Genomic DNA, 24,645 nt, shown 5'->3' with positions numbered 1-24,645 from the left:
TTGGGAACGTTTCGTAGGTATCCGGCGATATAGGCGCGTGGGCATGCAGCCGCCTGACGACGCGTCGGAGTTGATGCGTACCGGCATTCGGGCGCGGATCGCGCGGCTTGCCGTGGCGGCGGGGATCGGGGCGCGAGATGGACGCCGCCGATGTTGCTGGCGGTGCTGTCGGCGGGCGCGCTGGGGCCACTGTTGCTGCCGAGCGCCACGGCCGCCGCGGCGATGGTGGGCGCGCTGGCCGCGGTGGGCGGCAATGTGCTCACCGATGTGGTCAAGGCGGCGATCAACCGGCTGGAACCCGCCGACTCGCAGGACCCGCAAACCGTGGTGGAGCAGCGGATCCAGGCCGTTCTGGAGGCCGGCGGGGAACAAGCCGACCTGTTACGGGCGGAGATCGCCGAAGTCATGCGGAAGCACGATCTGGTCGGGGCGGCGATCGAACAGGCGGTGGTCAGCGGGGATCGCCTGTTGCAACAGCAGTTGGCGACGGGGCTGATCGGGCTGGCGGAGCAGTTCGCGGAGTTCGGGTTCGTGACGGCCGAGGTGGCGCTGCAGTTGCGGCTGATCCGTGAGCGGATGGACCAGGCGAACGCCGACTTGCAGGTGTCCGTGGGCCCGCAGTATCGGCAGGCGACCGATATCCGGCTGCTGGCCGACCAGGTCGCGGTGATCGAGCGACGCACCCGCGATCCCGGCGACCGAGGCCGGTCCCGCCCGGCGGTATGGCAGCTCTGCCCTTACAAGGGGCTGGTGGCCTTCCACGAGGACGACGCGCCGGTGTTCTACGGGCGTGAGACCACAGTCGCCGAGCTGGTGGCCACGTTGGCCCAGCGGCTGGCCGGGCCGGGCTGGTGGTGGTGACCGGGGCGTCGGGGGCGGGCAAGTCCTCGCTGCTGCGTGCGGGACTGTGGCCCGCGCTGGCACAGGGGAAGCTGAGCGAGCAGGCCAGGCAGTGGCCGCGTGGCGTGCTGGACCGGCCGACCTCCGCGCCACTGGAACGCCTGGCCACGCTGCTGGCCGGACTGGCCGGGCTGGAGGTCACCTCGGTGCTGCGGCAGCTGGCCGACCATCCCGAGCAGTGCCACCTGCTGGTCCGCCAGGCGGTCGAGGCGGACGCCGTACGGCGAGGGCTGTCGGGCAGGGAGGCGGCGGCGAGCCGGTTGCTTCTGGTCATCGACCAGTTCGAGGAGGTCTTCACCGGAGTCGACAGCTCGGCGGCCGTTTCGTCCGAAGGGCAAGCGGCCGCGCTGATCGCCGCCCTGCACGCCGCGGCGACGCGGCCTTGCGGGCCGGAGCAGATCCCGGCCGCGTTGGTGGTGCTCGCGGTCCGGGGCGACTACATCGATCGATGCGCGGGCTTCCGGCTGCTGGCCCCGGCCCTGGCGCAGCCGTTCATCGTCGGCCCGATGAACGAGCCGGAGCTGCGCCTGGCCATCACGGGACCGGCCGCCGAGGCCGGGCTGGAACTGGAGGCCGGGCTGGCCGATGACATCCTGGCTGAGTTGCGTCAGGGACCGGGCGAGCCGCTGGCCGGGACGCTGCCGCTGCTCTCCCAGGCGATGCTGACCATCTGGGAGCACCGCGAGGGCATCCGGCTGACCCGCCGGGGTTACGGCCGCACCGGAGGGGTCCGGCAAGCGGTGGCCGCCTCCGCCGACGCCGCGTATCGGGAACTGGACGAGGACGCGAAAGCAGCCGCCCGGCGCCTGTTCCACCAACTGACCACAGTGACGTCGGACGGCATACCAGCCCGCCGCGCGGTCCCACGAGCGGTGCTGGGCATCGGTGGTGATGATGGCTCCCTCGCTCCTGAGGATCCCGGACCCGGCCTGGTCGGTCATGTGTCGGGTGTCGCGCGGGTGCTGGAGGTTTTCACCAAGCGGCGGTTGCTGGTGGTGGACCGGGAGACGGTGCAGATCGCTCGTGATGCCTGCTGGTGGGCTGGCCTCAGCTGCGAGCCTGGCTGGAGGGTGATCTGGCGAGTCACGCCAGATACAGCCAGTTGCTCGAGGATGCTCACGACTGGCGGCGCAATGGCGGGCCGACGGGCTATCTGTACCGGGGCGAGCGGTTGGCCGGCGTTCGGGAACTGGTGCCCGGCTGGCAGGCCGACCCGGACCGTTACCCTGATCTGGCGGGCGTTCCCGCCGAGTTCCTGGGCGCCTCGGTCGCCGCGGAGACTCGGACCGCGCGCCTGCGCCGGGGACTGATCGGCGCTCTGGCGGTTCTGCTCGTCCTGGCCACCGGGACCGCGGTGATCGCCATCCGAGCCCAGCAGACCGCCATCGGCCAGCGAGATGTCGCGGCGTCCCAGGTCCTGGCCGCACGGAGCGAACAGGCTCCCGACGACGACCCTCGGCTGGCGGCCGCGGCCTGGCAGGCCTACCCGACGGCCGAAGCCCGCTACAGCATGATGGCCGTACTGACCCGGCCGTTACGTGCGGTCTTTCCCACCCGCGACGGCTATCCGACCTCGGTGGCCTTCAGCCCCGACGGCCGCACCCTGGCCAGCAGCAGTAGCAACCCCGCGGAGGGCTGGGTCCGGATGCTGGCGGGCTTTCCGCCCGATCTTCTCGCCGCCATGTGCGCGATTCCAGGGGATTCCCTGACCCGGGACGAATGGGCGGTGTACGCACCCGACGTCGTCCCTACCGGATGCCCTTAATTCGGGGGGCATGACCCTGGCCGAGAACGGCAAGCAACTCAAACTGCCCGGGCCCGCACGGAGATGTCCCTGACCGCGCCGGACGCTCCACCCTGACCCGCCAGAACCTCTACCAGTGCTTGCCTACCGGCCGCCCTGAGCTACTGTTCTAGAACAGTCGAGAGAGAGAAGACGATCATGGGCGAGATGTCCTGGTCCGGTCGGCAGGGTGTCACAGTGCGCGCCGCCGCCCGCGCGATGAGCGACCCCGGCGCCACCGGCCGCTTCGGAACCTACGGCGGGCGGTACGTGCCGGAGTCGCTGATCCCGGCCTGCCACGAGATCGAGGCGGCGTTCCGGGAGGCCTGGAGTGACCCCGAGTTCCGCGGCAGGCTCGACACCCTGCTCACGGTCTACGCCGGCCGCCCCACTCCGCTGACCCCCGCCTGGCGGCTCTCCCGTGAGCTCGGCATCACCCTGTTCCTCAAACGCGAGGATCTGGCGCACACCGGCTCACACAAGATCAACAACGTGATCGGCCAGGCGCTGCTCGCGCAACGGATGGGCAAGGAACGAATGCTGGCCGAGACCGGCGCGGGCCAGCACGGCGTCGCCACGGCCACGGCCGCGGCGCTCCTGGGCCTCAAGGCGACCGTGTTCATGGGCGAGCGCGACATCGAACGGCAGGAGCTCAACGTTCTGCGGATGAACGTGCTGGGCGCGGAGGTCGTGCCGGTCACGACGGGGAGCCGTACCCTCAAGGACGCCTGCAACGAGGCGATGCGGCACTGGGTGTCGTCGGTGGACGACTCCTACTACTGCATCGGGTCGGTGATGGGCCCGCATCCCTATCCGTGGATGGTGCGCGAGTTCCAGCGGGTGATCGGCGAGGAGGCCCGCGCCCAGTGCGCCGCCGAACTCCCCGTCGGTGTGCCCGACTACGTGGTCGCCTGCGTCGGCGGCGGCTCCAACGCCGCGGGCACGTTCGCCGGTTTCGTCGACACCACTGCCCGGCTCATCGGGGTCGAGGCCGAGGGCGGCGCGGCGGCGACCTTCGGCAGGGCCGGGGTGCTGCACGGCTTCCGCTCGCTGGTCCTCCAGGACGAGCACGGCCAGGTGACGGAGGCCCATTCGGTCGCGGCCGGCCTCGACTATCCGGGGATCGGCCCCGAGCACGCCCAGCTACGCGACGGGGGCCGCGCCCGCTACGAGACCGTGAACGACGAAGAGGTCGTCCAGGCGCTGCTGTGCCTGGCCCGCACCGAGGGGATCCTGGCCGCGCTGGAGTCCTCGCACGCCGTGGCCTGGGTGATCCGGGCCGCCAAGTCCGGCGAGATCGCGCCGGGGTCGACCGTGATGCTGACGCTCTCCGGCAGGGGAGACAAGGACATCGCCTCCATCAAGGAGCTGCTGTGACCGAATCCCTGGAAGAGTTCCTGATCGCCCGCCGTGGCACGGGGCGTCCCCTGCTGGTGCCCTATGTCACCGCCGGGGTCACCCCCGGGTGGACGGACGTCGTCCACGCCTACGCCGAGGCCGGAGCCGACGCCGTCGAGCTGGGCTTCCCCTTCTCCGATCCCATGCTGGACGGCGTCACGATCCAGGAGGCCTCCGACCGGGCGATCGCGGCCGGGACCACGGTCAGGGGGATCCTCGAGGAGGTCGCGACGCTCGACGTCGACGTGCCGCTCATCGCGATGACGTACAGCAATCTGGTGGTGCAGCGGAGCACCGCGGAGTTCTGCGCGGCCCTCACCGCGAGCGGACTGCGCGGGCTGATCGTGCCCGACTCGCCCCTGGAGGAGGTCGGCGAGCTGGCGGACGCCGCGGCGGCCGAGGGCGTGGATCTCGTGCTGCTCGCCGCTCCGTCCTCCTCCCGGGCCAGACTGCGCGAGATCACCGAGCGCAGCCGCGGCTTCGTCTACGCCGTGACCCGCATGGGCACCACCGGCGAGCGCGGCGAGATTCCCGAGGAGGCCACCCGGCTCGGCCGCGAGCTCAAGGGACTCACCGACCGGCCGGTCCTGTTCGGTTTCGGGGTCTCCAGCCCGGCGCAGGCCGCCGAACTGGCGGGCCACGCCGACGGCGTCGTGGTCGCTTCGACGCTGATGCGCAAACTCCTGGACGGCGCCCGGCCACGCGAGCTGGGAGAATATGTGGCGAGCATTCGACGCGCACTCGATTAGGGAGCCAGATGAGCGGTACTCCCCGCTACCGCACCATCGCCGACGACCTGACCCACAAGATCAAGTCGGGCCACTACCGCGCGGGCGAGGCGTTGCCCGCGCAGCGTGAGCTCAGCGCCTACTACGGCGTGACGATGATGACGCTGCGGCAGGCGTTGCAGGTCCTCAGCGCCGAGGGCCTGATCGTCCAGCGAGCCGGCCGCGGCACTTATGTGACGCCGGCCAGCGCGGAGTACCCTCTCGACACGCTGCGCAGTCTCGGTGACGACCTGCGCAGGCAGGGTTACCCCCTGCGGACCGAGGTGCTGTCGGCCGCGTTCCGGCCGGCCCCGCGCTCGCTCACCCCGCTGCTGGGCGACGCGCCGGCCGGCCGCCGGGCCCTCCGGCTGGCACGTGTACGGCATCTGCTGGGCCGGCCCGCCGTCCACCAGATCTCCTGGATCGTCGAGCCACACGCCTCGGCGATCAAGGGGACCGATTTCACCGAGACCCCGCTGTACACCGCGCTCATTGACGCCGGCGCGCGCGTGCACCGGGCGACTGAACGGATCAGGCCGGCCCTGCTCACGGCCCTGGTCGCGGTACGGCTGCAGCACCCGGCGGGCAGCCCGGTCTTCGTCAGCGAACGGGCGACCTACGACGACCAGGGCGCCCTGATCGTCCTGGACCACGCCACGATCCTCGGCGAGTGGATGGAGATCAGGGCCGAGCGCAAGGCCACGGACCTGTCACTGCACTGGGTCTCCCAGCACTGACCGTCCGCGGTTTGAGGAGCTTGGCCCACTCGGGGTCGGCCAGGACGTCCTGGAGTATCAGGGCGTCGATGTAGACGAGGGCGGCCCGCAGGATGCGCTCTTCTGCCAGGCAACGGTGATTGGAGCGAGGCTTTTGTCGGGGCCGGATGTGAGACTCCGCACATGAATCTCGTGCTTTCAGGCGGCTGCTGTGGACACCTTTGAGCGGTTCACCCTCGAACCGAGCCAGGAAGCGTGGCGAAGCGCCAGGGTCGCTCGCGGAGAGCTCTGTGACCAGCCGTTTCCGCTGCCCGCAGGCGTGTCCGATGTGATCTTCGACCGGGCGCGGCTGGTGAACGTGGACTTCACCGGGACGCGGCTGCCTCACTTCATCGCCCACGGCAGCGAGTTCGACGGATGCGACTTCTCCCGCGCCGCCTTCGAGAACCTGTTGATGGGCAGCACCCGCACCGGCATCGGCGGACAGGAGTGGGACGGCGCCACCTGGCCGCAGACGGTCTTCCGCGATTGCGTCTTCCGCCGCACGCGTTTCCCGGCGTTCACCTTTTTCGGCAATGTCCGGTTCGAAAGGTGCATATTCGACCGGCCTGGCCTGCGGCGGCAGACGGCCACGGCCGAGGCCGAGTTCGTCGACTGCGTCTTTGCCGGCCCGGTGCGGAGCATCAACTTCTGGGGCCGCCCGGCCGACGGCGACCGGGTCGTGCTGGGCCGGGACCACAATGATTTCACCGGCAACGACTTCACCGCCGCCGAGCTCGACGACTTTTCCTTCCGCCACATCGACCTGCGAGCCCCGCGCTTGCCCGGCCTGCCCGGCTACGCGCTCCTGGACCGGATCGCCGACCGGGTGAACTCGGTGCTGCCACTGGTCGGCAGTTGGCCGGAGGACAAGCACCGCCAAGTGGCCCGTTCGGCACTGGAGTTCCTCGGCGACACGGCGCACGAATGGAACGACGATCAGGCTCTGGTGAGCCCGGCGATGCTGGGCCGCAAACTGCCGCCCGCCCTCCGGGAAGAGCTGTTCGACGCGTTCCGACGCACATCCGGTGATACATCCCGTGGTTGAGCCCGCACCGCCGGGCCCCGAGATGCTCATGGCGCCGAATTGCTTTCACGGAAGGGCTATTTCCTGAAATGATCCGAGGGCGGCGTTGTCGGTTCTCCCGGGTGATGGGGCTGGCTGATTGAGCGCTTTCGAGGCGGGTTGCCTGGGCGAGAGTGTGGTGCTGTGAGCGATCGGATGAATGGCGGGAACGCGGACGCCGATGGCCTGGTGAGCCTGTCTCTGATTGTTCATGTGGATCCGGAGCTGGACCTGGAGCGGGGTGAGGGGCTGGTCCGCCGGTTGCGCGGCGAGCTCACCGAGCTCGATGTCGTCTCCGTTGCGCCGGTGGCGGCTGGATCAGTTCCTGAGGGGGCGAAAGGCGCCGACCCTGTGACGTTGGCGGCGTTGGTCGTGGCGTTCAGCGCTTCAGGTGGGGTGTTCACGACGCTGATCGGCACGTTGCGGGATTGGCTGGATCGGCAGTCGGGGCGGCACCGGATCTCGGTGACGATCGACGGCGACACCATCGAGTTGGAACGAGCCTCGGCGAAGCAGCAGCAGGAACTCCTCGACGCCTATGTTCAGCGTCACTCCGGCGGATAGCGGTGGGCCGCCGGCTGGCGCTGCTGATCGCCACCTACCAGTACCAGGACACCGGGCTGCGGCAGCTGACCGCGCCGGCGCATGACGCTGAGGCCCTGGCGGCGGTGCTGCGGGACCCGGAGATCGCCGGGTTCGAGGTCACCACATTGATCAACGAACCGCATCACCGGGTCGGCGAGGCCATCGGCGACTTTTATCGTGATCCGCGCCGTGACGACCTGACCCTGCTGTACTTCACCGGGCACGGCCTCAAGGACGACGACGGCCGGTTGTATCTGGCGATGACCAACACCCGCCGGGACAGCCTGCTGTTCACCGCGCTGTCGGCCGAGCAGATCGATCAGGCGATGGAGGGCTGCCGCTCGCGGCAGAAGGTGCTCATCCTCGACTGCTGCTACAGCGGGGCGTTCCCCGCGGGCCGAATCGCCAAAGCCGACAGCGCCGTCAACACCCTCGAACGCTTCCAGGGCCGCGGCCGTACCGTGCTGACCGCCTCCGACGCCACCCAGTACTCCTTCGAGGGAAACCAGGCACACGGCCAGGCCCCTCAATCGGTGTTCACCCGCTACCTGGTGGACGGCCTGCGCGACGGCAGCGCGGACCTGGACGGCGACGGCGACATCTCCGTCGACGAACTGTACAGCTACGTCCACGACCGGGTCGTGGAGGAGATGCCGCAGCAGCGCCCCAAAAAGCAGGACAACGTCGAAGGCCGCACCATCATCGCCCAGAACATCAACTGGACGCTGCCGACCTACCTGCGCAACGCGATCGGCAGCCCGATCGCCACCGACCGGCTCACCGCCCTGGACGGGCTCGCCCACCTGCACCAGATCGGCAACAGCACCGTCCGCGGCCACGTTCGCGAACAGATCCGCCGCCTCGCCGACGACGACAGCAAACAAGTGTCGGCCTCCGCCGCCGCACGCCTGCAATCCCTCCTCCCCGCACCACCCCAGCCACCCAGCCGGCAACCACCCGGCACGACAGAGTCGGCCACCCCACCGCCCACAGCCCTCCCCGCCAAGCTCAACCGGCCGGCTCCCACCGGACTCGACCCGGCAGCCGCCGCCCTCGCGCCGACATCACCCGCCGACGACGCCCCACCCGACCAGCCCGCGTGGTCACCGACCGAACCCGTCCAGGAGACCGAGCCCGCGCCGCTCCGGGCCGAGCCAGTGCGAATGGACGCCCCGCCGGTGGAGGTTGCGCCATCGCCGACCCTGCCGCAGGAAGGCGAGCCGACCTCGCCCGAACCGGTCGCGGCACCGGAAACAACACCACCAACCGCACCACCGATGAGACCGGCGCCGGCGACCGCCACCGCGAGCCACCCGCCCTCGGGGAACGTCTCCACGGCAGAGGTCCCCATTGTCGACGTGGATGCCGACCCGAGGACCTCGCCATCGGCGACCGGAGGGACCAAGCCACCGCCGCGATCCGGCTCGGCGCCGGTCCGCTGGTCCCGGCTGCTGCCTAGCACTGGCCGCGCCAGAGCCTTCACCGTCACAGCGGCCATTGCGATGGTGGCGACCATCGTCGTGGTGGTGTTTTACCTGAACAACGGGGGGTCTACGGGTAGCGACAGGCCCTCTGCCGCTACTGTCGTTACCGCTTCGACCACCTTGGATGGCTATCCCGGCAAGGTGGACGAGGTCATGTTCAGCCCTGACGGTGCGATCCTGGCCACCGGCACCAGTGGCACAGAGACCACCAAGCCAGCCTGGCGGCTCTGGGAGCTGGCCACCAAGAAATCCATCGCGACGCTCACCGGCGTCGAGGCGGCAGAGTTCAGCCCCGACGGCAAGACCCTCGCCCTCGTCAACGGGGACGGCAAGGTACGGCTGTGGGACGTGGCCACCAGAAAGACCCGAGCGTCCCTGCCTCGCCGCCATCAAGGCACGGCCGCGATGGCGTTCAACCCGGACGGCACGATCCTCGCCACCGCCGGCACCTGCGCCTGCGGCGACAGTTTCGACAACCCGGTGCAGCTGTGGGACGTGACCACCGGCAAACCCATCGACACTCTGGCCGGCCACACCAACGGGGTCCAGACCATGGCGTTCAGTCCCGACGGGACGACCCTCGCCTCTGGTGCCGTCGACAAGACAGTACGGCTGTGGGCCGTGGCCACCAGAAAGACCACGTTCACCCTCACCGCAGGCTGGACAGTGCGGTTCAGTATCGACGGCACGACGTTGGCCACCAGTAGTCCGTACACCGACGACCAGGTGCGGCTGTGGGATGTGGCCACCGGCAAGAACACTGCCACCCTCGGCACTGGCCGCCCTCTGGCATTCCTCAACCACACGACTCTTGCCGTCGCCGACAACGACGAGTCGGTGCAGGTGTGGGACATCGGCACCGGGCTGATGACCGCCAGCCTCCCCTCCGGGACGATGTTCAGCCCGGACGGCAAGACCTACGCCTACGCCACCGCCGATTCCGGCAGGCTGTGGGACCTGGCCACCGGCAGCTCCATCGCCGCTCTGGTCGGCCACACCGATCGCATCAACGACATGGCGTTCAGTCCCGACGGCAAAACCCTCGCCACCGCCAGCTCCGACAAGACAGTACGGCTGTGGCCCATCGCCCGTTGACCGGGTTGACGCTGCAGGCTCTGGGAGCCAACGGCCTGGCCGCGATGCTCATCGCGGCCGTCAGATCACGACCGCCAGCGCCGGATCAGCTGGTCGGCCAGGGCGGGCAGGTCCGGTGCGACGAGGTTGGGCTGCGGCAGGCAGGGCGACGGCAGAGGCGCGTTGCCCGGCCGGGTGATCAGGCCTGCGGTGTAGCCGGCGCTCTGGGCGCCGATGGTGTCCCAGACATGGCAGGCGACCAGGTGGCAGGCCGACGGCGGCACCGCCAGTTCCTGGGCCACCAGATGGTAGACCTGCGAAGCGGGCTTGTACGCGCGGACGGTCTCGACGGTGAACTGCCGTTCGAAGAAGGGCGCGAGACGCGCGTACTCCAGCGGGCTGGGCCCGGCGGGATTGGCCGGCGAGTTGGTGAGCGTGACCAGCCGGAAGCCCGCGTCCTTGAGCTTGGTCAGGCCGGACTCGACATCGGGGTGGGCGGGCATGGTCAGCATCGCCTGCCTGATCTCCTCGATGTCGTCGTCGGTGACCCGGACGCCGTGGACGTCGCCGACCATCTTCAGCAGCCCCTGACCCAGGCTGAAGAAGCCCTCCCAGAGGCCGGACAGAGTGATCGTCATCGAGTACATGATGAGATGGCCGAGCCACTCACGCATCACCCGCGCGTCACCGAAGATCTTTTCGAACAGCGGGTTCATCGACTCGAAGTCGATCAGCGTCTCGTTCACATCGAACACGAGCACGCGGGGCTCACCGCCGATCCACTCGCCATCGCCGCTGGCAGGCGTGCTCTGGTCGTGGTTCATCGTTGTCATCCCCCTGTTCGGTTCGGATGGGTACGGGAGGTTTGCCTGGCGCGGCATCCACATAAGGCCGGGTCCCGACCGTGACATGCAGCATGACCGACTCGTGAAGGCGGAATGCATACGATCGCCCTGCTCGGCCGACGCCGCACTTCGATCCGCGCGGGATCTCTACCGGCGCGGACCTGGGCCGATCCCCCTCTTTTGGCCTCTACCCTGGTCGGCGGCGTTACATGTCGACGTTAACCGCGTGATACGTCGGCGAGGATCGAATCAAAACCGACTCATGGCATTCGTTCGGTTCGCGGATTGCCGAAGCGCTGGACCAGCAGGATCGTGGTCGCGCGCAGCGCTCCGCAGGTCACCAGGGCGATGGACATGTCAGCGAGCTGGGCGACGGCGGCGAGGGCGAGTCCGCAGGTGATCTCTCCGAGGTACTTGGCCTGGGCGAGCAGCGAGTGCACGGTGGCTCTGACGTCGCTGCTGGTCTGCCGGTTGACCCAGATGGTGCTGAAGGTGCGGGTCAGCGGCAACGCGCCCGCAGCCACCAGCACGGCGAGGCTGCCGCTGTTCTCCTCAGGTGCGCCGGCCAGCCCGACGACGCCGACCGCAGCGACCGCGCAGGCGATGACGTAGCCGCGTCGCACCGTGTGGACACCGTCGATATGCGGTCGCACCATGCGTAACCCGGCCGCGCCGGCGAGGCTCATCAGCACACCCAGCCCCGCCAGCCACACCACGGGATCGACGGAAAGCCCGAGGTCGACCAACCGCAACGGGTAGAGGCGGCCATAGGCGCTGACGACGCCGTTGACCAGGAACGTCGCCGCGAAGATCGCGAGAATGACGCGGCTGCCACGCACCAAGCTCGATCCGCGCATCAGAATCGACCACGAGGCCGACCACCGCTGCGCGCGACCTGGACGAGGCCATCGCGCGCATCCGGGAAGGGCTGGCCGCCGGCCCCGCCGGCCATCCCGAACAGGCCGGGCGGCTCGGCAATCTGGGGATCGCGCTGCAGGCCCGTTTCGAGCACACGGGCGCGGAATCCGACCGTGAGGAGGCGGTGAAGGCGTTCGCGGAGGCGGCCGGCATGGCGGAGGCTCCTCCTTCGCTGCGGATCGGGGCAGGCCGTCAGGGCGCGCGGCTGTCGGCCGATCCCCGCCGGGCGGCCCGGCTGATGGAGAACGCGGTCCGCCTGCTGCCCACGGCCGCGCCGTACCAGCTGGGGCGAAGCGACCAGCAGCACCTGATCGGCGAGTTCGCGGGGCTGGCCGCCGACGCGGCCGCGCTGGCGCTCGCCGACCCCGGCGCCCCGGCGGGTGAGCGGGCGGCGCGGGCGCTGCGGCTGCTGGAGACCGGCCGGGCCGTACGCTCAGCCGGACCCTGCTCACCCGCAGCGACCTGACCGACCTGATCGACCGGCATCCCGGCCTGGCGGCGCGCTTCATCGAGGTCCGGGACCGGCTTGACCAGCCGGTCTCCGGCCTTGAGCCGATGCCGTTCGAGGCTTCGGCGGGCATGGGTCTCGTCCCGTCCGCGCGGCCGGACCGTCACCGGCCGGCCGCGGAACTGGACGAGATCCTGGCCCGGATCCGAGATCATGAGGCCTCCTTTCGATGTCAACCCTGCCGGAAGAGCCCCGGCCGTACCCGACCGCTGCGATCCGATCCGATCAGGCGCCTGGGCAAGCAAACGCATGCTTGACGATCAGGGCGATATGCGATCTTTTAGGGGAAGCGACCGGGCCTCAGGGAGATCTTGACGCCCTAGTCGTGGGGTGTTGTGATCTTAACGTCCGTTATTTCATGCTTGTTTAGTAGGAAATGGGGCGGTTGTGAAGGTTCTCCGGCGGGTGGTCGCGATGGGCGCGCTCCTGGTGGGCGCGGTCGGCATCCAAGTCGTCCAGGGCGAAGCGGCGCAGGCGGCCCTGCCCACCGCCGCCGTCACGCTCGGCGACAGCTTCATCAGCGGTGAGGGCGCGGGGAACTACCAGCCCGTCGTCGACGCCTCCGGGACGGCGCAGGCCTTCCCCGGCTGGTCGGCGGCCAACAGCAACGCCTACTTCTGCCACCGGTCGGCGAACGCCTCGTTGTTCCAGGCGTCACTTCCCGGCATCCAGGATCGTTTCAACCTCGCCTGCTCCGGCGGCCAGCCCGCCGACATCGCCGCCCCCTCCAGCGCCCGCGCCAGTGGCCGCTCCGTCGCCTCGCAGCTCGACCAGTTACGCGCCGTCGCCCAGACCCACGACATCGACGTCGTCCTCATCGGCCTCGGCTCCAACAACACCCAGTTCACCTTCGGCGACGTGGCCACCCTGTGCGCCAACCGTTTCATCGCCGACGCCTGGACGGGCTGGTGGGAGTTCTGGGCGTACCTGAACGGCGAGGTGCCGCAGGAGCCCTGCACCGTCTCGGACCTGGCCACCGACGCCGAGGTCGCCACCGCGACCACCGAGACCACCGCCGCCCTGCGTCAGATCCTCGACACCCTCGCCCAGATCGACGCCGACGGGGTTCACCGGGTAGTGCTGCAGACCTACACCAACCCGCTGCCGCTCGATGTCGCCACGCCGTACCGGGATGAGGACAGCCGCACTGACACCCGCGACAAGTTCCGCGCCCTCGGCGCCGAACGGTACGCCGCCGGCTGCCCGATCCACCGCGCGAGCCTCGCGCCCGGGCACATGTTCTCCCAGAACCTCGGCTCCCTGGTCAAGAACGCCTACAGCACGCTGGCGGCCGAGCGCCCGGCGGCCGACCTGCGGGTGCTGGACGTCCAGAAGGCTTTCGACGGGGCCCGGCTCTGCGAGAACCCCGGCAGCCCGGCGGGCGTGCTCGCCACACCGGTCCGCGTGCAGGACGGGCCATCCGGCACGTTCATCACCAGCCTGTCCGGCTGGGAGAAGATCGGCATCCAGCGGCTGGCGAACACCTGCGTCACCTACTTCCAGACCTGCCAGGAGTCGTGGCACCCGAACGCCGCGGGCCACACCATCCTCGGCCAGTGCCTGACCGGCGGCCTCACCGCCCCGCCCCGCACGATCGTCACATGCGCCCGTAACGCGAACGGCACACTCACCATCTCCTGACGCCGCATGGGCCATGCTGGCGTGGTAGGTCCCTCAAGGAGGTCGAAGTGGCTGCTTCCGTGCTCTACATGTCGATGTCACTCGACGGGTACATCGCGGGGCCGGGCGACGGACCGGACAATCCCGGCGGCGACGGCTTCGTCCGACTGCACGAGTGGGGCCTCACGCCGGACGGGGAGCGGCACCGGACAGATGGGGCGGCCGGGCGGTTGACCGACGAATACCATGCGACCGGTGCGGTCGTCGCGGGACGGCGGACGGTAGAGCAGGTCGATCACTGGGGCGGCGATCACCACGGCCGCGGTGTGCCGATCTTCGTGCCCAGCCACCGGCCGCCGGGCCCGTCGGTGGCGAACTATCCGCTGGTGACCTATGTGACCGATGGGATCGAGAGCGCGATGGCCCAGGCGAAGGTCGCCGCCGGGGACCGGGACGTGATGGTGCACGGCGCGTACACAGCCCAGCGGGCGCTGGACGCCGGGGTCCTGGACGAGCTGCAGATTCACCAGATCCCGGTGCTGTTCGGCGGCGGCCGCCGGCTGTTCGACGTCCTGCCGTCCCGGGTCGAGCTGGACATCGTGCGGGTCGTCGACACGGCGGCGGCTACCCACATCCGCTATCGGGTACGCCGCTGAAGGATGCGGCGTCGTGCAACGGATCCGGCTCTCTCATGCTCTAAGAAGACATGCGGGACGAGGAACAGTTCGAGAAGTTCGTGGCCGGACGCGCCGACGCGCTGCTGCGCTTCGGGTACGTCCTGTCCGGGGACCCGCACGATGCCGCCGACCTCGTCCAGGAGGCGCTGGCCCGATTACGCGGCTCGTGGGCGCGCGTCCAGCGTAAGGACGACCCGGAGAGTTACGTCCGCACCACGATGACGCGCCTGCACGTACGCGCCTGGCGGATCCGCTCCCGGGAACGCCCGACCTCCGAGCCACCCGACCACGGTGACCCGGACGTCTACGACGAGACCTCCGATCTGAGCGACGCGCTGGCCCGGCTGCCGCGCCGCCAGCGCGCGGTGATCGTGCTGCGTTACTACACCGGCCTGCCGGACGAGGAGATCGCCGCCACGATGGGCGTCTCGCAGGGCACCGTGCGCAGTCAGGCGTTCCGCGGGTTGGCGCGGCTGCGTGGGGAACTGACGGCCGACGGGGTCAGGAGACGTTGATGCGCGACGAATTCGAGCGGAACCTGGAGTCGGGCCTGCGTCTCCTCGCCGAACGCGCCCCGGCGGCCCCTCCCGACCTGACGAGCCGGATCCGGGCCCGGCGTGGCCGGTGGTGGTGGCGCCTGCTCGCCGCCGCGCTCACGACGGGGGCCGTCGCCGGGACAGGCGCGATCGTCACGGCGGGCGGCCCCGCCGAACGCGTCGTGCCGCCACCGGTGACGATCCGCACCATCGAGCAGGTTCACCCGGACGCGGTGCACGTGGTCCCGTTCAGGCTGCCGGACGGCCGGCCATTCGACGTGGTGGCGATGATCGACCGAGGGCACGCGCTGCTGCGCACGGTCCGCGACGGCAACGCCGACCGTACCGACGGACTGTGGTCGCTCGACCTGGCGACAGGGTCGGCGACCCGGCTGGTGAAGGTACGCGTGCCGAAGGACAGCGTCCTCAATTTCTGGTTCGCCGTGGTCGGCGAGGGGCGCCTGGTCTGGTGGACGGCCCGCCGTGTCGCGGGGAAGATGACCACCACGTTCTTCACGGCCCCCGTCACCGGAGGCGAGCAGCGCGCCATCGCCGAGGCCGCCGGTTCCCCGCTGGGCCTGGTGATCGACGACGGACGTCTGGTCTGGACCCGCGGGGGCACCGGCGGCGCGTACGAGGTTCCGCTCACCGGCGGCACACCCAGACCGATCGAAGGGACGAAGGGACTGCACATGGTGCACTGGCCGTGGCTCGGCCGGCCCTCGTTCCGCCCCAGGGACCCGGCGGTCACACACGCCGAGATCGTCAACGCGCTGACCGGCGAACGCCGCACCGCGCCGGCCTGGTGGTCGCCCACCTCCTGCTCGGTCACCTGGTGCGTCAGCCGCGATCAGGTCGGGCGCCGGGACGGCACCTCGGTGCGCACCATGCCGAGCTGGGCGCATGACCCGCCCGCCCTGGACCGCTTCCTGCTGTTCACGACACCCAAGTCGGACCGTTACCACCTGCTGTCGGACCTGGCCACGGGGGTGACCACCGAACTGCACCCCGATGACTCTCCCGCGCTCGACTACCGCGCGACCACGCTGACCTACCGCAAGGGCGACCACATGGTGATCGTCGACCTCACGGCGATCGACTGACCAAACGCGGTGCTCATGCGAGTGTCCGCGTCTGGTCGGCGTCCTCGAGTTGGGGTGTGCGGTCGTGTCGAGGGAGGAGGAGCGAGGTCGCCAGCAGGAGGAGACCGGCGATCGCGATCGCGGTGCGGGGACTGGTGAGGCCGGCCAGCAGGCCCCACCCGGCGGTCATGGCCGCGGTGGTGGCTTTACTGGTGATTGACCAGGCGGACAGCGTGCGGACGATCCGGTCCGAGGGGAGCTGTTGGAGCCGGTAGGTGGCGAATACCGGGTTGAACACGCCCATGCAGGTGATCAGCCCGAGTTCGACGGCGATGACGAGGAGGAGCCCGGTGGGGCCGGGGTGGATGAAGGCCAATCCGAGTGGCCAGCACGCGCGCAGCGTCCCGGCGGTGCGCATGACCTTGTGCTGTCCGAACCGTGCGAGGAGCGGGCGGGCCAGTCGCGAGCCGACGAGGCCGCCGACGCAGGGGACGCCGAAGGCGAGGCCGTACTGCCAGGGTGCGAACCCGAGGTCGCCGAGCATGAGGACGGCGAGCAACGGTACGGCTGCCATGATCAGCCCGCTGACCAGGACGCTGTTGAAGAACAACGGGCGCAGCGCCGGGCCGGCGAGGATGTACCGCCAGCCCTCCAGCAGGTCGCGGGCTCCAGGCCGGGACGGTGTGGCCCTTCGCGCGGGGCGTGGCTCCCGCCCGCCGATGGCGCGGATTCCCGCGGCCGAGAGGAGGAAGCTGACCGCGTTGACCGCCACGCTCGTCACCGGCCCCACCAGCCCGAGCGCTGCGGTGCCGAGCGGCGGCCCGAGCGCGGTGGCGGTCCAGGTCGTGGCCTCGAACCGCCCGTACGCGACGAGCAGGTCCTCGGACCGGACGAGCGCCTTCAGACATGCTCCGCTCGCGGCGGTGAAGGCGATGTCGGCCGCGCCGACGACGACCGCCACGATCAGGAGCTGGGCGAAGTTCAGCCAGCCGAGCAGGTAGGCGGCGGGAACGCTCATCAGCGCCGCGAACCGGATCAGGTCCATCGCGATCATCACCGGGCGTTTACGCCGGAACTCCACCCACGGCCCGAGCGGCACCGCGACCACCGCCCCGACCGCGAGCCCCGTGGCGGCCAGAACCGACACCTCGGCAGGCCCTGCGTCCAGAGCGAGAATCGCGATCAGGGCGAACGCGTCGAACGCGAGCCATGTGCCGAACGTGCTGACCGCAGATGCGGCCCAGAACCACCTGAACTGCCGCCCCAGTGACCTTCCCAACGCGCACCCCGCAACCTCTTGAAACAACCACCCGTTGATTGAGAGATCAAAATGCGCTGTTAGTGGGCACGTCAAACAACCGTCTGGCCGAAGGTACACAACTGTGAGTTGTGCACTAAGGTCGGCTGGTGTGGATCTCGATGCTGTGCGCACGTTCGTCGCCGTCGTGGACACCGGCCAGTTCCAGGACGCCGCCACAGATCTGTCGATCACCCAGCAGGCCGTCTCCAAGCGCATCGCCGGGTTGGAAAAGTACCTCGCCGTCCGGCTGTTCAGCCGCACTCCGCGCGGGGCCAGGCTCACCATCGACGGGCAGGCGTTCCTGCCCCACGCGCGCGAGCTGCTGCGCGTCGCCGAGCGCGCGGTCGCGTCCGTGCTCCCCGGCAGCCGTCCGCTGCGCGTCGACGTGATCGCCTCGCGCACCGCGCCTTCGGGCCTGATGCGCGGCTTCCACCGCGCGCACCCCGAGATCGAGCTCGACGTGGTGACGCTGTTCGACGTCGAGACGGCCGTCGCCGCCATTCGGTCCGGTGCGATCGACGCGTCCTTCCGCGCCGTCGCCATGCCCGGCCGGCCCCTTCCCGAGGACATCGAGTCCGTCTGGGTACTGGACGAGCCGCTCCAACTCCTCACCGGGCCCGCCCATGCGCTGGCGGGCGCCCGGTCGGTGACCGTCGCCCAGCTCGCCGGGCACCGGATCTGGATGCCCGGCATCGTCCCCGGTACCGAGTGGGCCGCCTACTACGACGACCTCGTCGCCGAGTTCGGCCTCACGATCGAGGCGACCGGCCCCAACTTCGGTTCCGACGCGCTCCTCGACACCATCGCCGACACGCCGGGCTTGGCCACTTTCATGGGCGAGCAGACCCGCCTGGTCTGGCCCGCCGGCCACGGCCTGCGCCGCATCCCGGTAACCGACCCGACGCCCGTCTACCCGCACTCGCTCCTGTGGCACCGCGACAACCCCCACCCGGCGCTGGCCACCCTCCGCGCCCACCTCACCGCCGCAGCGGCCAGTCACGACGCCGCCGGAACCTGGACGCCGGGCTGGGTCATTTGGCGCTGAACGCCGCCGCGTCTGCGATCATCGTGGCCGGATCGACGGACGCCCATCCAGGTCGTGGATCGAGATCCGGCGGAACCCGATCGCTTCCGGATCCTTGTCCGTCGCGAGCGAGAAGGTCTCGCGTGAGCTGGTATCCGAACGGCCCACGTTGGATTAGCCCGTGACATCGTCCACCGCGAGACATGAGCGCCACTCAATTGCCAGCTGCTCACGTGGCTGATCAATGTGGTGGAATGGCGCACAAGCGACATCCCGCGCAGTGACACGCTACCCAGGCCGCAGACACGGTGCGGGGACGACGGTGACAGCCAGAGAGGCGGTGTAAATGTCCGGTGCGCAGTTGTACGACACCATCGGGGCCACCTACACCGTGACACGGCGCACTGAACCGCGCATCGCCGCGCGGATCTGGGCTGCGCTCGGCGATGCCCGGACCATCCTGAACGTCGGGGCGGGCACCGGGTCCTACGAGCCCCCCGACCGTCACGTCCTCGCGGTGGAACCGTCGGCGCTCATGCGTTCGCAGCGCCCTCCGGACGCGGCGCCGTGCCTGGTTGGATCCGCCGAGAACCTGCCGTTCGATGACCAGTCCTTCGACGCGGCGATGGTTGTCGCCTCCGTTCATCACTGGCCGGACCCGATTGCCGGCCTGCGCGAGATGCGGCGCGTCGCTCGCCGCGTGGTGGTGTTCACGCACGACACCACTGACGCCGGATGGCTTAATCGGTTCTGGCTTACTCGCGACTACCTGCCTGAAGTCGCGGACCTCATTGTCGGCCGGCCTTCGCTGACCGAACTGGCCCGCGCGATCGGAGCTCGGATCGAACCGGTGCCCATCCCGTGGGACTGCGCTGACGGCTTCTTCGAGGCCCACTGGCGCCAGCCTGAGGCGTACCTGGATGAGAATGTCCGTCGCGGGGTATCGGTCTGGACCAGAGTCGGGCCGGACGCCGAGCGGCGCGCAGTGCACAGCCTCTGTGCTGACCTCGCATCCGGTCGGTGGGCCGAGCGCAACCGGGACCTCGCCGATCTCGACGCGGCCGAGCTTGGCCTTCGCCTGCTGATCGCCTGAACCCGCGACCGGCGGTCGCGGATCCAGGCGCCTGCCCCATCCCTAGAGACTCTCGGTCACGGGACGGCGGCCGCCGAGGCGGGCGGGAACAGCGGTGAGCGCCGTCACCACGAGCACGGTTGCCAGCACCAGGGCGAGCAACTGCCAAAGGGACGGAAGCGCGGCCCTGTCGCCGTCGCCCTCGGTGATCGCGTTGATTGCGGCGAACAGGGTGAAGCCTCCCGGGAAGATGCCCAAGACAGCGCCGACGAGCGCGGGCAGCACCTGCGCCGCCGCCAGTGCCGTACTAACTTCGCGAGGGGTTGCGCCGAGGGCGCGTGCCAGCGCCGACGAATGCCGGTTGTCGAGCACCGTCGCCCAGGTGATGACGATGGCGTTGACCGCAGCCAGGCAGAGCAGGACGCCTGTCCAGACCAGGAGCACGTGCCGGAGCGTCTCCACCTGACTCTCGCTGTATCCGCCGGCGTCCGGCTGGGTGCCGAGGAAGGCGTTGAGTACCAGCAGGACGTAGATCCCGCTGATGGTGATCGCGATGCTGACCACAGCCAGCGTGACCCGTCGCGGCCGGCGGGCGGCGACCCGCAGGGCGAGCAGCAGCGGGACGGGAAGTCGCGCCGAGAGAGTGATCAGCCAACCGGTGCGGCGGGGTGGGCGTGCCGCGTCGGCCAGTGCGCTGACGGTGCTGGAGCGGGCCGTGCGCATGGCCGGAACAGCGGTCGCGAGTACGGCGACTCCGAGCGCCACGGCGGTCACCAGACCGATCGTGGACCAGGTCATCGACGGCGTGCCCGCGCTGCCGACGAGGCCGGCACTGGACTCGGCGAGCAGCGGAGCGGTCAGCGATCCGATCGTCAGCCCGGCCGCTGCCGCGACGATGGCCAGGAGGAGAAACTCCGCGAGCAATACGACGGCGACCAGGCTCGGGGTGCCGCCGACTGCCTTGAGGAGTCCGACACGCCGGTGCTGGTCGGCCATCCGGCCACCGACCAGCACCGAGAGACTGGCCACGGCGAGCAGGCCGAGCAGCCAGGCGCCGATCATCAGCAGGATCTGCGAGTCCCGGGCCAGCTCGGTGGCGTCGGCGAGGATGCTCTCCCAGGTCTGCATGAGCAGGGCGCCGCCGTTCCGGTCGACGAACGCCTGGGCTTCGTCCGGATCGGCCAGCTTCAGGTTCATTACATAGGACAGGGAGCTTCCGTCGGAGGCGAGGCTGCGCACATCCGCCTCGGTGAGCCAGACCAGCCCGGGATTGTGCAGCAACCCTCCCGGCAGGTTCCGGTCGGCGGGGATGACGCCGTTGATGCAGCCGGCGGCGACGAGGCAGGATCCCCCGGGATAGGGCGGCATGCCGGCCGTGACCGCGACGCCGACGACCGTGAACGGTCTACCGCCCAGGGCGACCGAATCACCGACGCCCACGTCCAGCGAGTTGGCGAAGGCGGCCTCGAGCACCACGCCGCCATCGCCGACCCAACCGCCCTGCGTCACCGCGGGCTGATCGACCGCCGCGACAGTGGCGTCACGCCCTTCGACCTGCACGTCCGAAGTCCGGCCGGACGCCTCGATCTTCCCCGCGAGGACGGGGTACGGTCCGCTGTGCTCGGTTACGCCGGAGGCGGTGGCCAGTTTCTCGAGACCGGCGAGGTCGGCTGCCGGGCCGATGTTGGCGACCACGTCGGGTCCCTTGGTCGCCGCCCGGGTGCTCTCGTACGGGTCGTCGGCCGCGTCGCGCAGGACGAGCCCGAGCGTCAGCGTCGTGGTCGCGGCCAGGATGGCGATCAGCAGAAGCACGGCCTCGGTGCGACGCCGCCGGAGGTCACGCAGGGTTAAGCGGACCACGAGGACGATGCGTCCCATTCCGGTCAGTCCCCCAGCCCGGCGAGCGCCCCGAACTGCCCCATTTGTAATCCGCGGGCGCGAAACTCGGGCGTGTCGGCGGTGTTGCTCACGATCTACTCCTTCGGATTCTTCTCACATGCCTTGAGTCAGCGCATGTTGCCCTCCAACGACAGCGTCGCGCTGGGTGTCTCCTCTAACCGTTAGCCATAATAGCTAACGGTTATCCCCCGTCGCGGTCAAGCCCCCGGTACCGGTTGCAGAAACTGTGCGCGTGGTCAGGGTGTGACGATGGCGAAGTCGGGCGCGGGCTCCTCCAGCACGGCGGTCAGCCGCTGAAGGACGGTCAGGTCGCCGTCGTGGTCGATGACGTCGGGAGCGTCTCCGGTGAACAGGCCGAGCAGGTCTTGCCGAGTCAGGCGCAGCGTCAGATCCGCTCGGTCGCCGGATGGCGTCTTCTGGTGGATCAGTACGCCGTTGGACATCGTGGTGCGGTGAAGCTCGTCCAGATCAGTGAGATGCCAGTCGATGGTGAAGCGCTCATTCCAGGCATTGGGCCCGTGGACCCGGATGGCGAGGGAGTCGAAGATCTGTTCTGTGGTGAGCGCGCTGAGCACGTCCGGGGCGGTGGTGCTGGCGGTGGCCGCCGCGGGCCGGCCGGTCAGTTCGGCGGCGCCGGTGAGGTAGAAGTTGCGCCAGGTGGCGTTCTCGGCGCCGTGGCCCATCCGGGTATAGACCCGGGCCAGGAGCCTGCGGGCGCGGGTGTCGTTGTCGTCGGCGAACACCGCGTGATTGAGCAGGGTCGCGGCGAAGCGCACGTCGCCTTCCTGGAGGTAACGTTCGGCCAGGCCGACCACGGCGGCGGTGCCGCCCAGGCATTCGACGTAGCGGCGTGCCTGCTGGACGGGCGGGTGCTCCCACAGATGGGCCGGGTTGCCGTCGAACCAGCCCAGGTAGCGCTGGTAGATCGCCTTGACGTTGTGGCTGACCGAGCCGTAGTAGCCGTGGGTGTGCCAGGCCTGCTCCAGGGCGGGCGGTAGCTGCATGGCTTCGGCGATCTCGGTGCCGGTCAGGCCGCGGTTCAGCAGGCGCAGGGTCTGGTCGTGCAGGTAGGCGTACAGGTCGCGCTGCTGGGACAGGAACGTCACGATGTGGTCCTTGCCCCAGGTGGGCCAGTGGTGGGAGGCGAAGGCCACGTCCGCGTGATCGGCGAACAGCGTGATGGCCTCGGTCAGGTAGCGGGCCCAGACGCGGGTGTCCCGGACCAGTGCGCCGCGCAATGTGAGCACGTTGTGCTGGTTGTGGGTGGCGTTCTCGGCCATGCACAGGGCGCGATGGTCCGGGAACAGGAAGTTCATCTCCGCCGGAGCTTCGGTGCCGGGGGTGAGCTGGAAGACGATGCGTACGCCGTCGACCGTCTCCTGCTGGCCGGTGTGGGTGATGTCGAGGGTGGGCGGGATGAGGGAGACGGTGCCGGCCGAGGTGCCCATGCCCAGCCCGCAGCCGAGCTGGCCTTCGGGCGAGTGCGGCAGGAGCTGGCCGTACATGTAGCTGGCGCGTCGGTTCATGGCGGCGCCGGCGTAGACGTTCTCGGCGACGGCGTGTTCCAGGAAACCGGCCGGGGCGATGATGGGCAGGCCCGCGCCGTCGGTGACGCCGCGTGCGCCGCCGAAGTGGTCGGCGTGGGAGTGGGTGTAGATCAGGCCGGTGACCGGGCGCTCGCCCCGGTGGTCCCGGTAGAGCCGCAGCGCGGCGGCCGCGCATTCGACCGACAGCAGCGGGTCGATGACGATGACGCCACGTTCGCCTTCGACGATGGTCATGTTGGACAGATCCAGTCCGCGTACCTGGTAGATGCCGTCGGTCACCTCGAACAGGCCCTGCTTGGCGCACAGTCGCGCCTGACGCCACAGGCTCGGGTGCGCGGTGTCCGGGCAGCCCTCCTCCAGGAAGGCGTAGGAGTCGTTGTCCCACACGATCGTGCCGTCTTCCGCCTCTATCACGCCTGGGGTCAGTTTCGCGACGAAGCCGCGCTCAGCGTTGTCGAAGTCGGCCCGGTCATGAAAGGGAAGGTCTGCCATAGGACGGTCGTGCCCGCAGCCGCCTTTCGATAAGGGCAAGGGGGACCTCAAGAAAGCACATGTCGGGTGAGTGGTTGTGCCGCGTTTCCAGGTCTCGGAGGACGGCTGACTGACTGGTCAGGAGGTGGCGTGGTGGGGCCCCTGGCTCTCCTCGCTCACGCGGGCGATTGATTCGGTCCCGTCATGCCAGCGCCACGGCACGCGGTGCCCGCGTAGATGCACCCCGCCAATCCACCGGTCGATGCCGTTGAGCGTGACGTGGTCCGCCACACCAGCGAGCACTCGTGCTCCGGTGTCGGTCAGGTGCAGGCCGGTTCCACGGTTGACCGGACGGGTTGCCGGTTCGGCGTGCAGGAGTGGAACGGCGGCGTGCGCCATCCGGTCCATCATCGTGAAGCACCAGGTGTCTCCAAGGTACGGGCGCGTTTCTCGCGCTGCGGAGCGGACGAACGCCGTCGCAGCCTCAGCCGCGCCGTCGGCGACGGCGGCCAGGATCCGCCGTTCGGTCAGCGACAACCCGTCGCGGGTCGCCGGGTACTCCCGGCTGAGCCGGTCGAACGCCTCTCCCAGGAACCGCAGTTCACCCGAGCGGGTACCGGCGATGGCGCGCAGGCCCTCGGGATTCGGCGCCCGGAAGGCGGCCCAGGCATGGGTGGCGAGCTGAAGCGCGGCGGGGGTCAGCCGGGCGCACGCGTTCGTGCCGGGCAGTTCGCGCAACTGCTCGGCCGTCAGCTCACCGAGACCACCGAAACGGGCGATGCCGGGATGCTCACCGATGCAGATCAGGGTGATGCGCCGCGCCGGCACTCCAAGGTCGGCGAGGCGAGCGAGGATCTGGATGATCTGTAACTGGTCGTACAGATCCGCCTCGAACCACAGGACATACTCGCCGTCCCGGTTGGCCTCCAGGATGCGATCCCGCTCGGCGAACATTTCGGTGCCCTCCGCGCGGTCGTCCGCGTCCGCTCCTGCCAGGAAGGCGGCTCTGATCTGGCGGAGCTCCTCGGGACCCACCGCAGGCACCGGCCCCTCGTGCAGGGAGTCGCGCCAGTACAGAACGCGTGACGCGAGCCCGGTCCCGGGTAGGTCCGTGGCGTCGCCGTTGCTTACGTGCAGGGCCGCGGCCATCCCATCGGGACTGGAATCCGCTGGACCCGGCTGCTCGGCCAAGAGCTGGCTGCGGGCGGTCGCGTACGACTCGCCGGTCTTGGCCATGCGGGCGCGCACGCGCCGTTTGAAGTCGGCCTGCTTGGTCATCGTCATCTCCCGCGGCCCGACCGCAGATCCCCCAGCGACCGGTACGGCGGACGCAC

At 69.8% G+C, this 24,645-nt stretch carries 22 protein-coding genes; 16 read left to right on the top strand and 6 right to left on the bottom strand.

The genetic code is table 11. From position 1 onward, the window contains the following. Nucleotides 1-150 precede the first annotated feature (150 nt). The 9 genes from Acor_RS24740 (at nucleotide 151) to Acor_RS24705 (ending at nucleotide 9,833) form a co-directional block, all read left to right on the top strand. Nucleotides 151-861, top strand: a complete 711-nt coding sequence (locus Acor_RS24740; RefSeq protein ID WP_155339131.1) for an nSTAND1 domain-containing NTPase — start codon at nucleotides 151-153, stop codon at nucleotides 859-861. After that, nucleotides 858-2,210, top strand: coding sequence for an nSTAND1 domain-containing NTPase (locus Acor_RS24735; RefSeq protein ID WP_155339130.1), 1,353 nt, complete (start codon nucleotides 858-860; stop codon nucleotides 2,208-2,210). The genes Acor_RS24740 and Acor_RS24735 overlap by 4 nt, the downstream gene beginning before the upstream one ends. 44 nt (nucleotides 2,211-2,254) lie before the next feature. Further along, nucleotides 2,255-2,665, top strand: coding sequence for a hypothetical protein (locus tag Acor_RS42335; RefSeq protein ID WP_170317063.1), 411 nt, complete (start codon nucleotides 2,255-2,257; stop codon nucleotides 2,663-2,665). A gap of 186 nt (nucleotides 2,666-2,851) precedes the next feature. Continuing rightward, on the top strand, nucleotides 2,852-4,060 hold the full coding sequence (gene trpB / locus Acor_RS24730; protein ID WP_422664836.1) for a tryptophan synthase subunit beta: 1,209 nt from the start codon (nucleotides 2,852-2,854) through the stop codon (nucleotides 4,058-4,060). Next, nucleotides 4,057-4,830 (top strand): tryptophan synthase subunit alpha, encoded by a 774-nt coding sequence (trpA, locus tag Acor_RS24725; RefSeq protein ID WP_155339128.1) that lies wholly within the window; start codon nucleotides 4,057-4,059, stop codon nucleotides 4,828-4,830. The genes trpB and trpA overlap by 4 nt, the downstream gene beginning before the upstream one ends. An 8-nt stretch (nucleotides 4,831-4,838) precedes the next feature. Beyond that, the gene (locus tag Acor_RS24720; RefSeq protein WP_155339127.1) at nucleotides 4,839-5,585 is read left to right on the top strand and encodes a GntR family transcriptional regulator; all 747 of its coding nucleotides are present in this window, start codon (nucleotides 4,839-4,841) and stop codon (nucleotides 5,583-5,585) included. A 190-nt stretch (nucleotides 5,586-5,775) separates the two neighbouring features. Beyond that, complete coding sequence (locus Acor_RS24715) at nucleotides 5,776-6,651, top strand: pentapeptide repeat-containing protein (protein WP_308805685.1); 876 nt, start codon at nucleotides 5,776-5,778, stop codon at nucleotides 6,649-6,651. 207 nt (nucleotides 6,652-6,858) lie between these two features. Beyond that, on the top strand, nucleotides 6,859-7,233 hold the full coding sequence (locus Acor_RS24710; RefSeq protein WP_218034456.1) for an effector-associated constant component EACC1: 375 nt from the start codon (nucleotides 6,859-6,861) through the stop codon (nucleotides 7,231-7,233). Between the two features lie 2 nt (nucleotides 7,234-7,235). Then, the gene (locus Acor_RS24705; RefSeq protein WP_155339125.1) at nucleotides 7,236-9,833 is read left to right on the top strand and encodes a caspase, EACC1-associated type; all 2,598 of its coding nucleotides are present in this window, start codon (nucleotides 7,236-7,238) and stop codon (nucleotides 9,831-9,833) included. Between the two features lie 65 nt (nucleotides 9,834-9,898). Here the strand turns inward: Acor_RS24705 and Acor_RS24700 are convergent, their stop codons facing one another. Then, nucleotides 9,899-10,636: a haloacid dehalogenase type II gene (locus Acor_RS24700; RefSeq protein WP_155339124.1), complete on the bottom strand. Its 738-nt coding sequence runs from the start codon at nucleotides 10,634-10,636 to the stop codon at nucleotides 9,899-9,901. A gap of 281 nt (nucleotides 10,637-10,917) precedes the next feature. Next, complete coding sequence (locus tag Acor_RS24695) at nucleotides 10,918-11,496, bottom strand: hypothetical protein (RefSeq protein ID WP_218034455.1); 579 nt, start codon at nucleotides 11,494-11,496, stop codon at nucleotides 10,918-10,920. 203 nt (nucleotides 11,497-11,699) lie between these two features. On the opposite strand from Acor_RS24695, the gene Acor_RS24690 reads away from it, so the two are divergent. The 5 genes from Acor_RS24690 to Acor_RS24670 all read left to right on the top strand — a co-directional run bounded on the left by Acor_RS24690 (nucleotide 11,700) and on the right by Acor_RS24670 (nucleotide 16,019). Continuing rightward, nucleotides 11,700-12,041 carry a hypothetical protein gene (locus Acor_RS24690; RefSeq protein WP_155339122.1) on the top strand — a complete coding sequence of 114 codons (342 nt, stop codon included), beginning with the start codon at nucleotides 11,700-11,702 and terminating at the stop codon, nucleotides 12,039-12,041. Nucleotides 12,042-12,470: 429 nt separating this feature from the next. Then, nucleotides 12,471-13,724: an SGNH/GDSL hydrolase family protein gene (locus Acor_RS24685; RefSeq protein WP_218034454.1), complete on the top strand. Its 1,254-nt coding sequence runs from the start codon at nucleotides 12,471-12,473 to the stop codon at nucleotides 13,722-13,724. A 47-nt stretch (nucleotides 13,725-13,771) separates the two neighbouring features. Next, nucleotides 13,772-14,359 carry a dihydrofolate reductase family protein gene (locus Acor_RS24680; RefSeq protein WP_155339121.1) on the top strand — a complete coding sequence of 196 codons (588 nt, stop codon included), beginning with the start codon at nucleotides 13,772-13,774 and terminating at the stop codon, nucleotides 14,357-14,359. Nucleotides 14,360-14,409: 50 nt separating this feature from the next. After that, nucleotides 14,410-14,895: a SigE family RNA polymerase sigma factor gene (locus Acor_RS24675; RefSeq protein ID WP_155339120.1), complete on the top strand. Its 486-nt coding sequence runs from the start codon at nucleotides 14,410-14,412 to the stop codon at nucleotides 14,893-14,895. Next, nucleotides 14,895-16,019, top strand: coding sequence for a TolB-like translocation protein (locus Acor_RS24670; protein ID WP_155339119.1), 1,125 nt, complete (start codon nucleotides 14,895-14,897; stop codon nucleotides 16,017-16,019). Before Acor_RS24675 ends, Acor_RS24670 begins: the two co-directional genes overlap by 1 nt. Before the next feature lie 13 nt (nucleotides 16,020-16,032). On the opposite strand, the gene Acor_RS24665 is transcribed toward Acor_RS24670, so the two are convergent. Next, nucleotides 16,033-17,277 (bottom strand): MFS transporter, encoded by a 1,245-nt coding sequence (locus Acor_RS24665; RefSeq protein ID WP_170317061.1) that lies wholly within the window; start codon nucleotides 17,275-17,277, stop codon nucleotides 16,033-16,035. 130 nt (nucleotides 17,278-17,407) lie between these two features. Here Acor_RS24665 and Acor_RS24660 point away from each other — a divergent pair, with 130 nt between their 5' ends. Further along, nucleotides 17,408-18,343, top strand: coding sequence for a LysR family transcriptional regulator (locus Acor_RS24660; RefSeq protein ID WP_155339118.1), 936 nt, complete (start codon nucleotides 17,408-17,410; stop codon nucleotides 18,341-18,343). 325 nt (nucleotides 18,344-18,668) lie between these two features. Then, a complete protein-coding gene (locus Acor_RS24655; protein ID WP_155339117.1) occupies nucleotides 18,669-19,415 on the top strand; it encodes a class I SAM-dependent methyltransferase in 747 nt (248 codons plus the stop codon). A 42-nt stretch (nucleotides 19,416-19,457) separates the two neighbouring features. On the opposite strand, the gene Acor_RS24650 is transcribed toward Acor_RS24655, so the two are convergent. The 3 genes from Acor_RS24650 to Acor_RS24640 form a co-directional block, all read right to left on the bottom strand. Next, complete coding sequence (locus Acor_RS24650) at nucleotides 19,458-21,272, bottom strand: ABC transporter permease (RefSeq protein WP_155339116.1); 1,815 nt, start codon at nucleotides 21,270-21,272, stop codon at nucleotides 19,458-19,460. Nucleotides 21,273-21,529: 257 nt separating this feature from the next. Further along, nucleotides 21,530-23,332: an alkyl/aryl-sulfatase gene (locus Acor_RS24645; protein WP_155339115.1), complete on the bottom strand. Its 1,803-nt coding sequence runs from the start codon at nucleotides 23,330-23,332 to the stop codon at nucleotides 21,530-21,532. Nucleotides 23,333-23,449: 117 nt separating this feature from the next. Further along, nucleotides 23,450-24,589, bottom strand: a complete 1,140-nt coding sequence (locus Acor_RS24640) for a DUF1835 domain-containing protein (protein ID WP_246239070.1) — start codon at nucleotides 24,587-24,589, stop codon at nucleotides 23,450-23,452. Nucleotides 24,590-24,645: the final 56 nt, after the last annotated feature.

Source organism: Acrocarpospora corrugata (assembly GCF_009687845.1).
Classification (GTDB): domain Bacteria; phylum Actinomycetota; class Actinomycetes; order Streptosporangiales; family Streptosporangiaceae; genus Acrocarpospora; species Acrocarpospora corrugata.
Note: the sequence above shows the minus strand (reverse complement) of the source record. Positions and strands in the feature narration are given on the sequence as shown.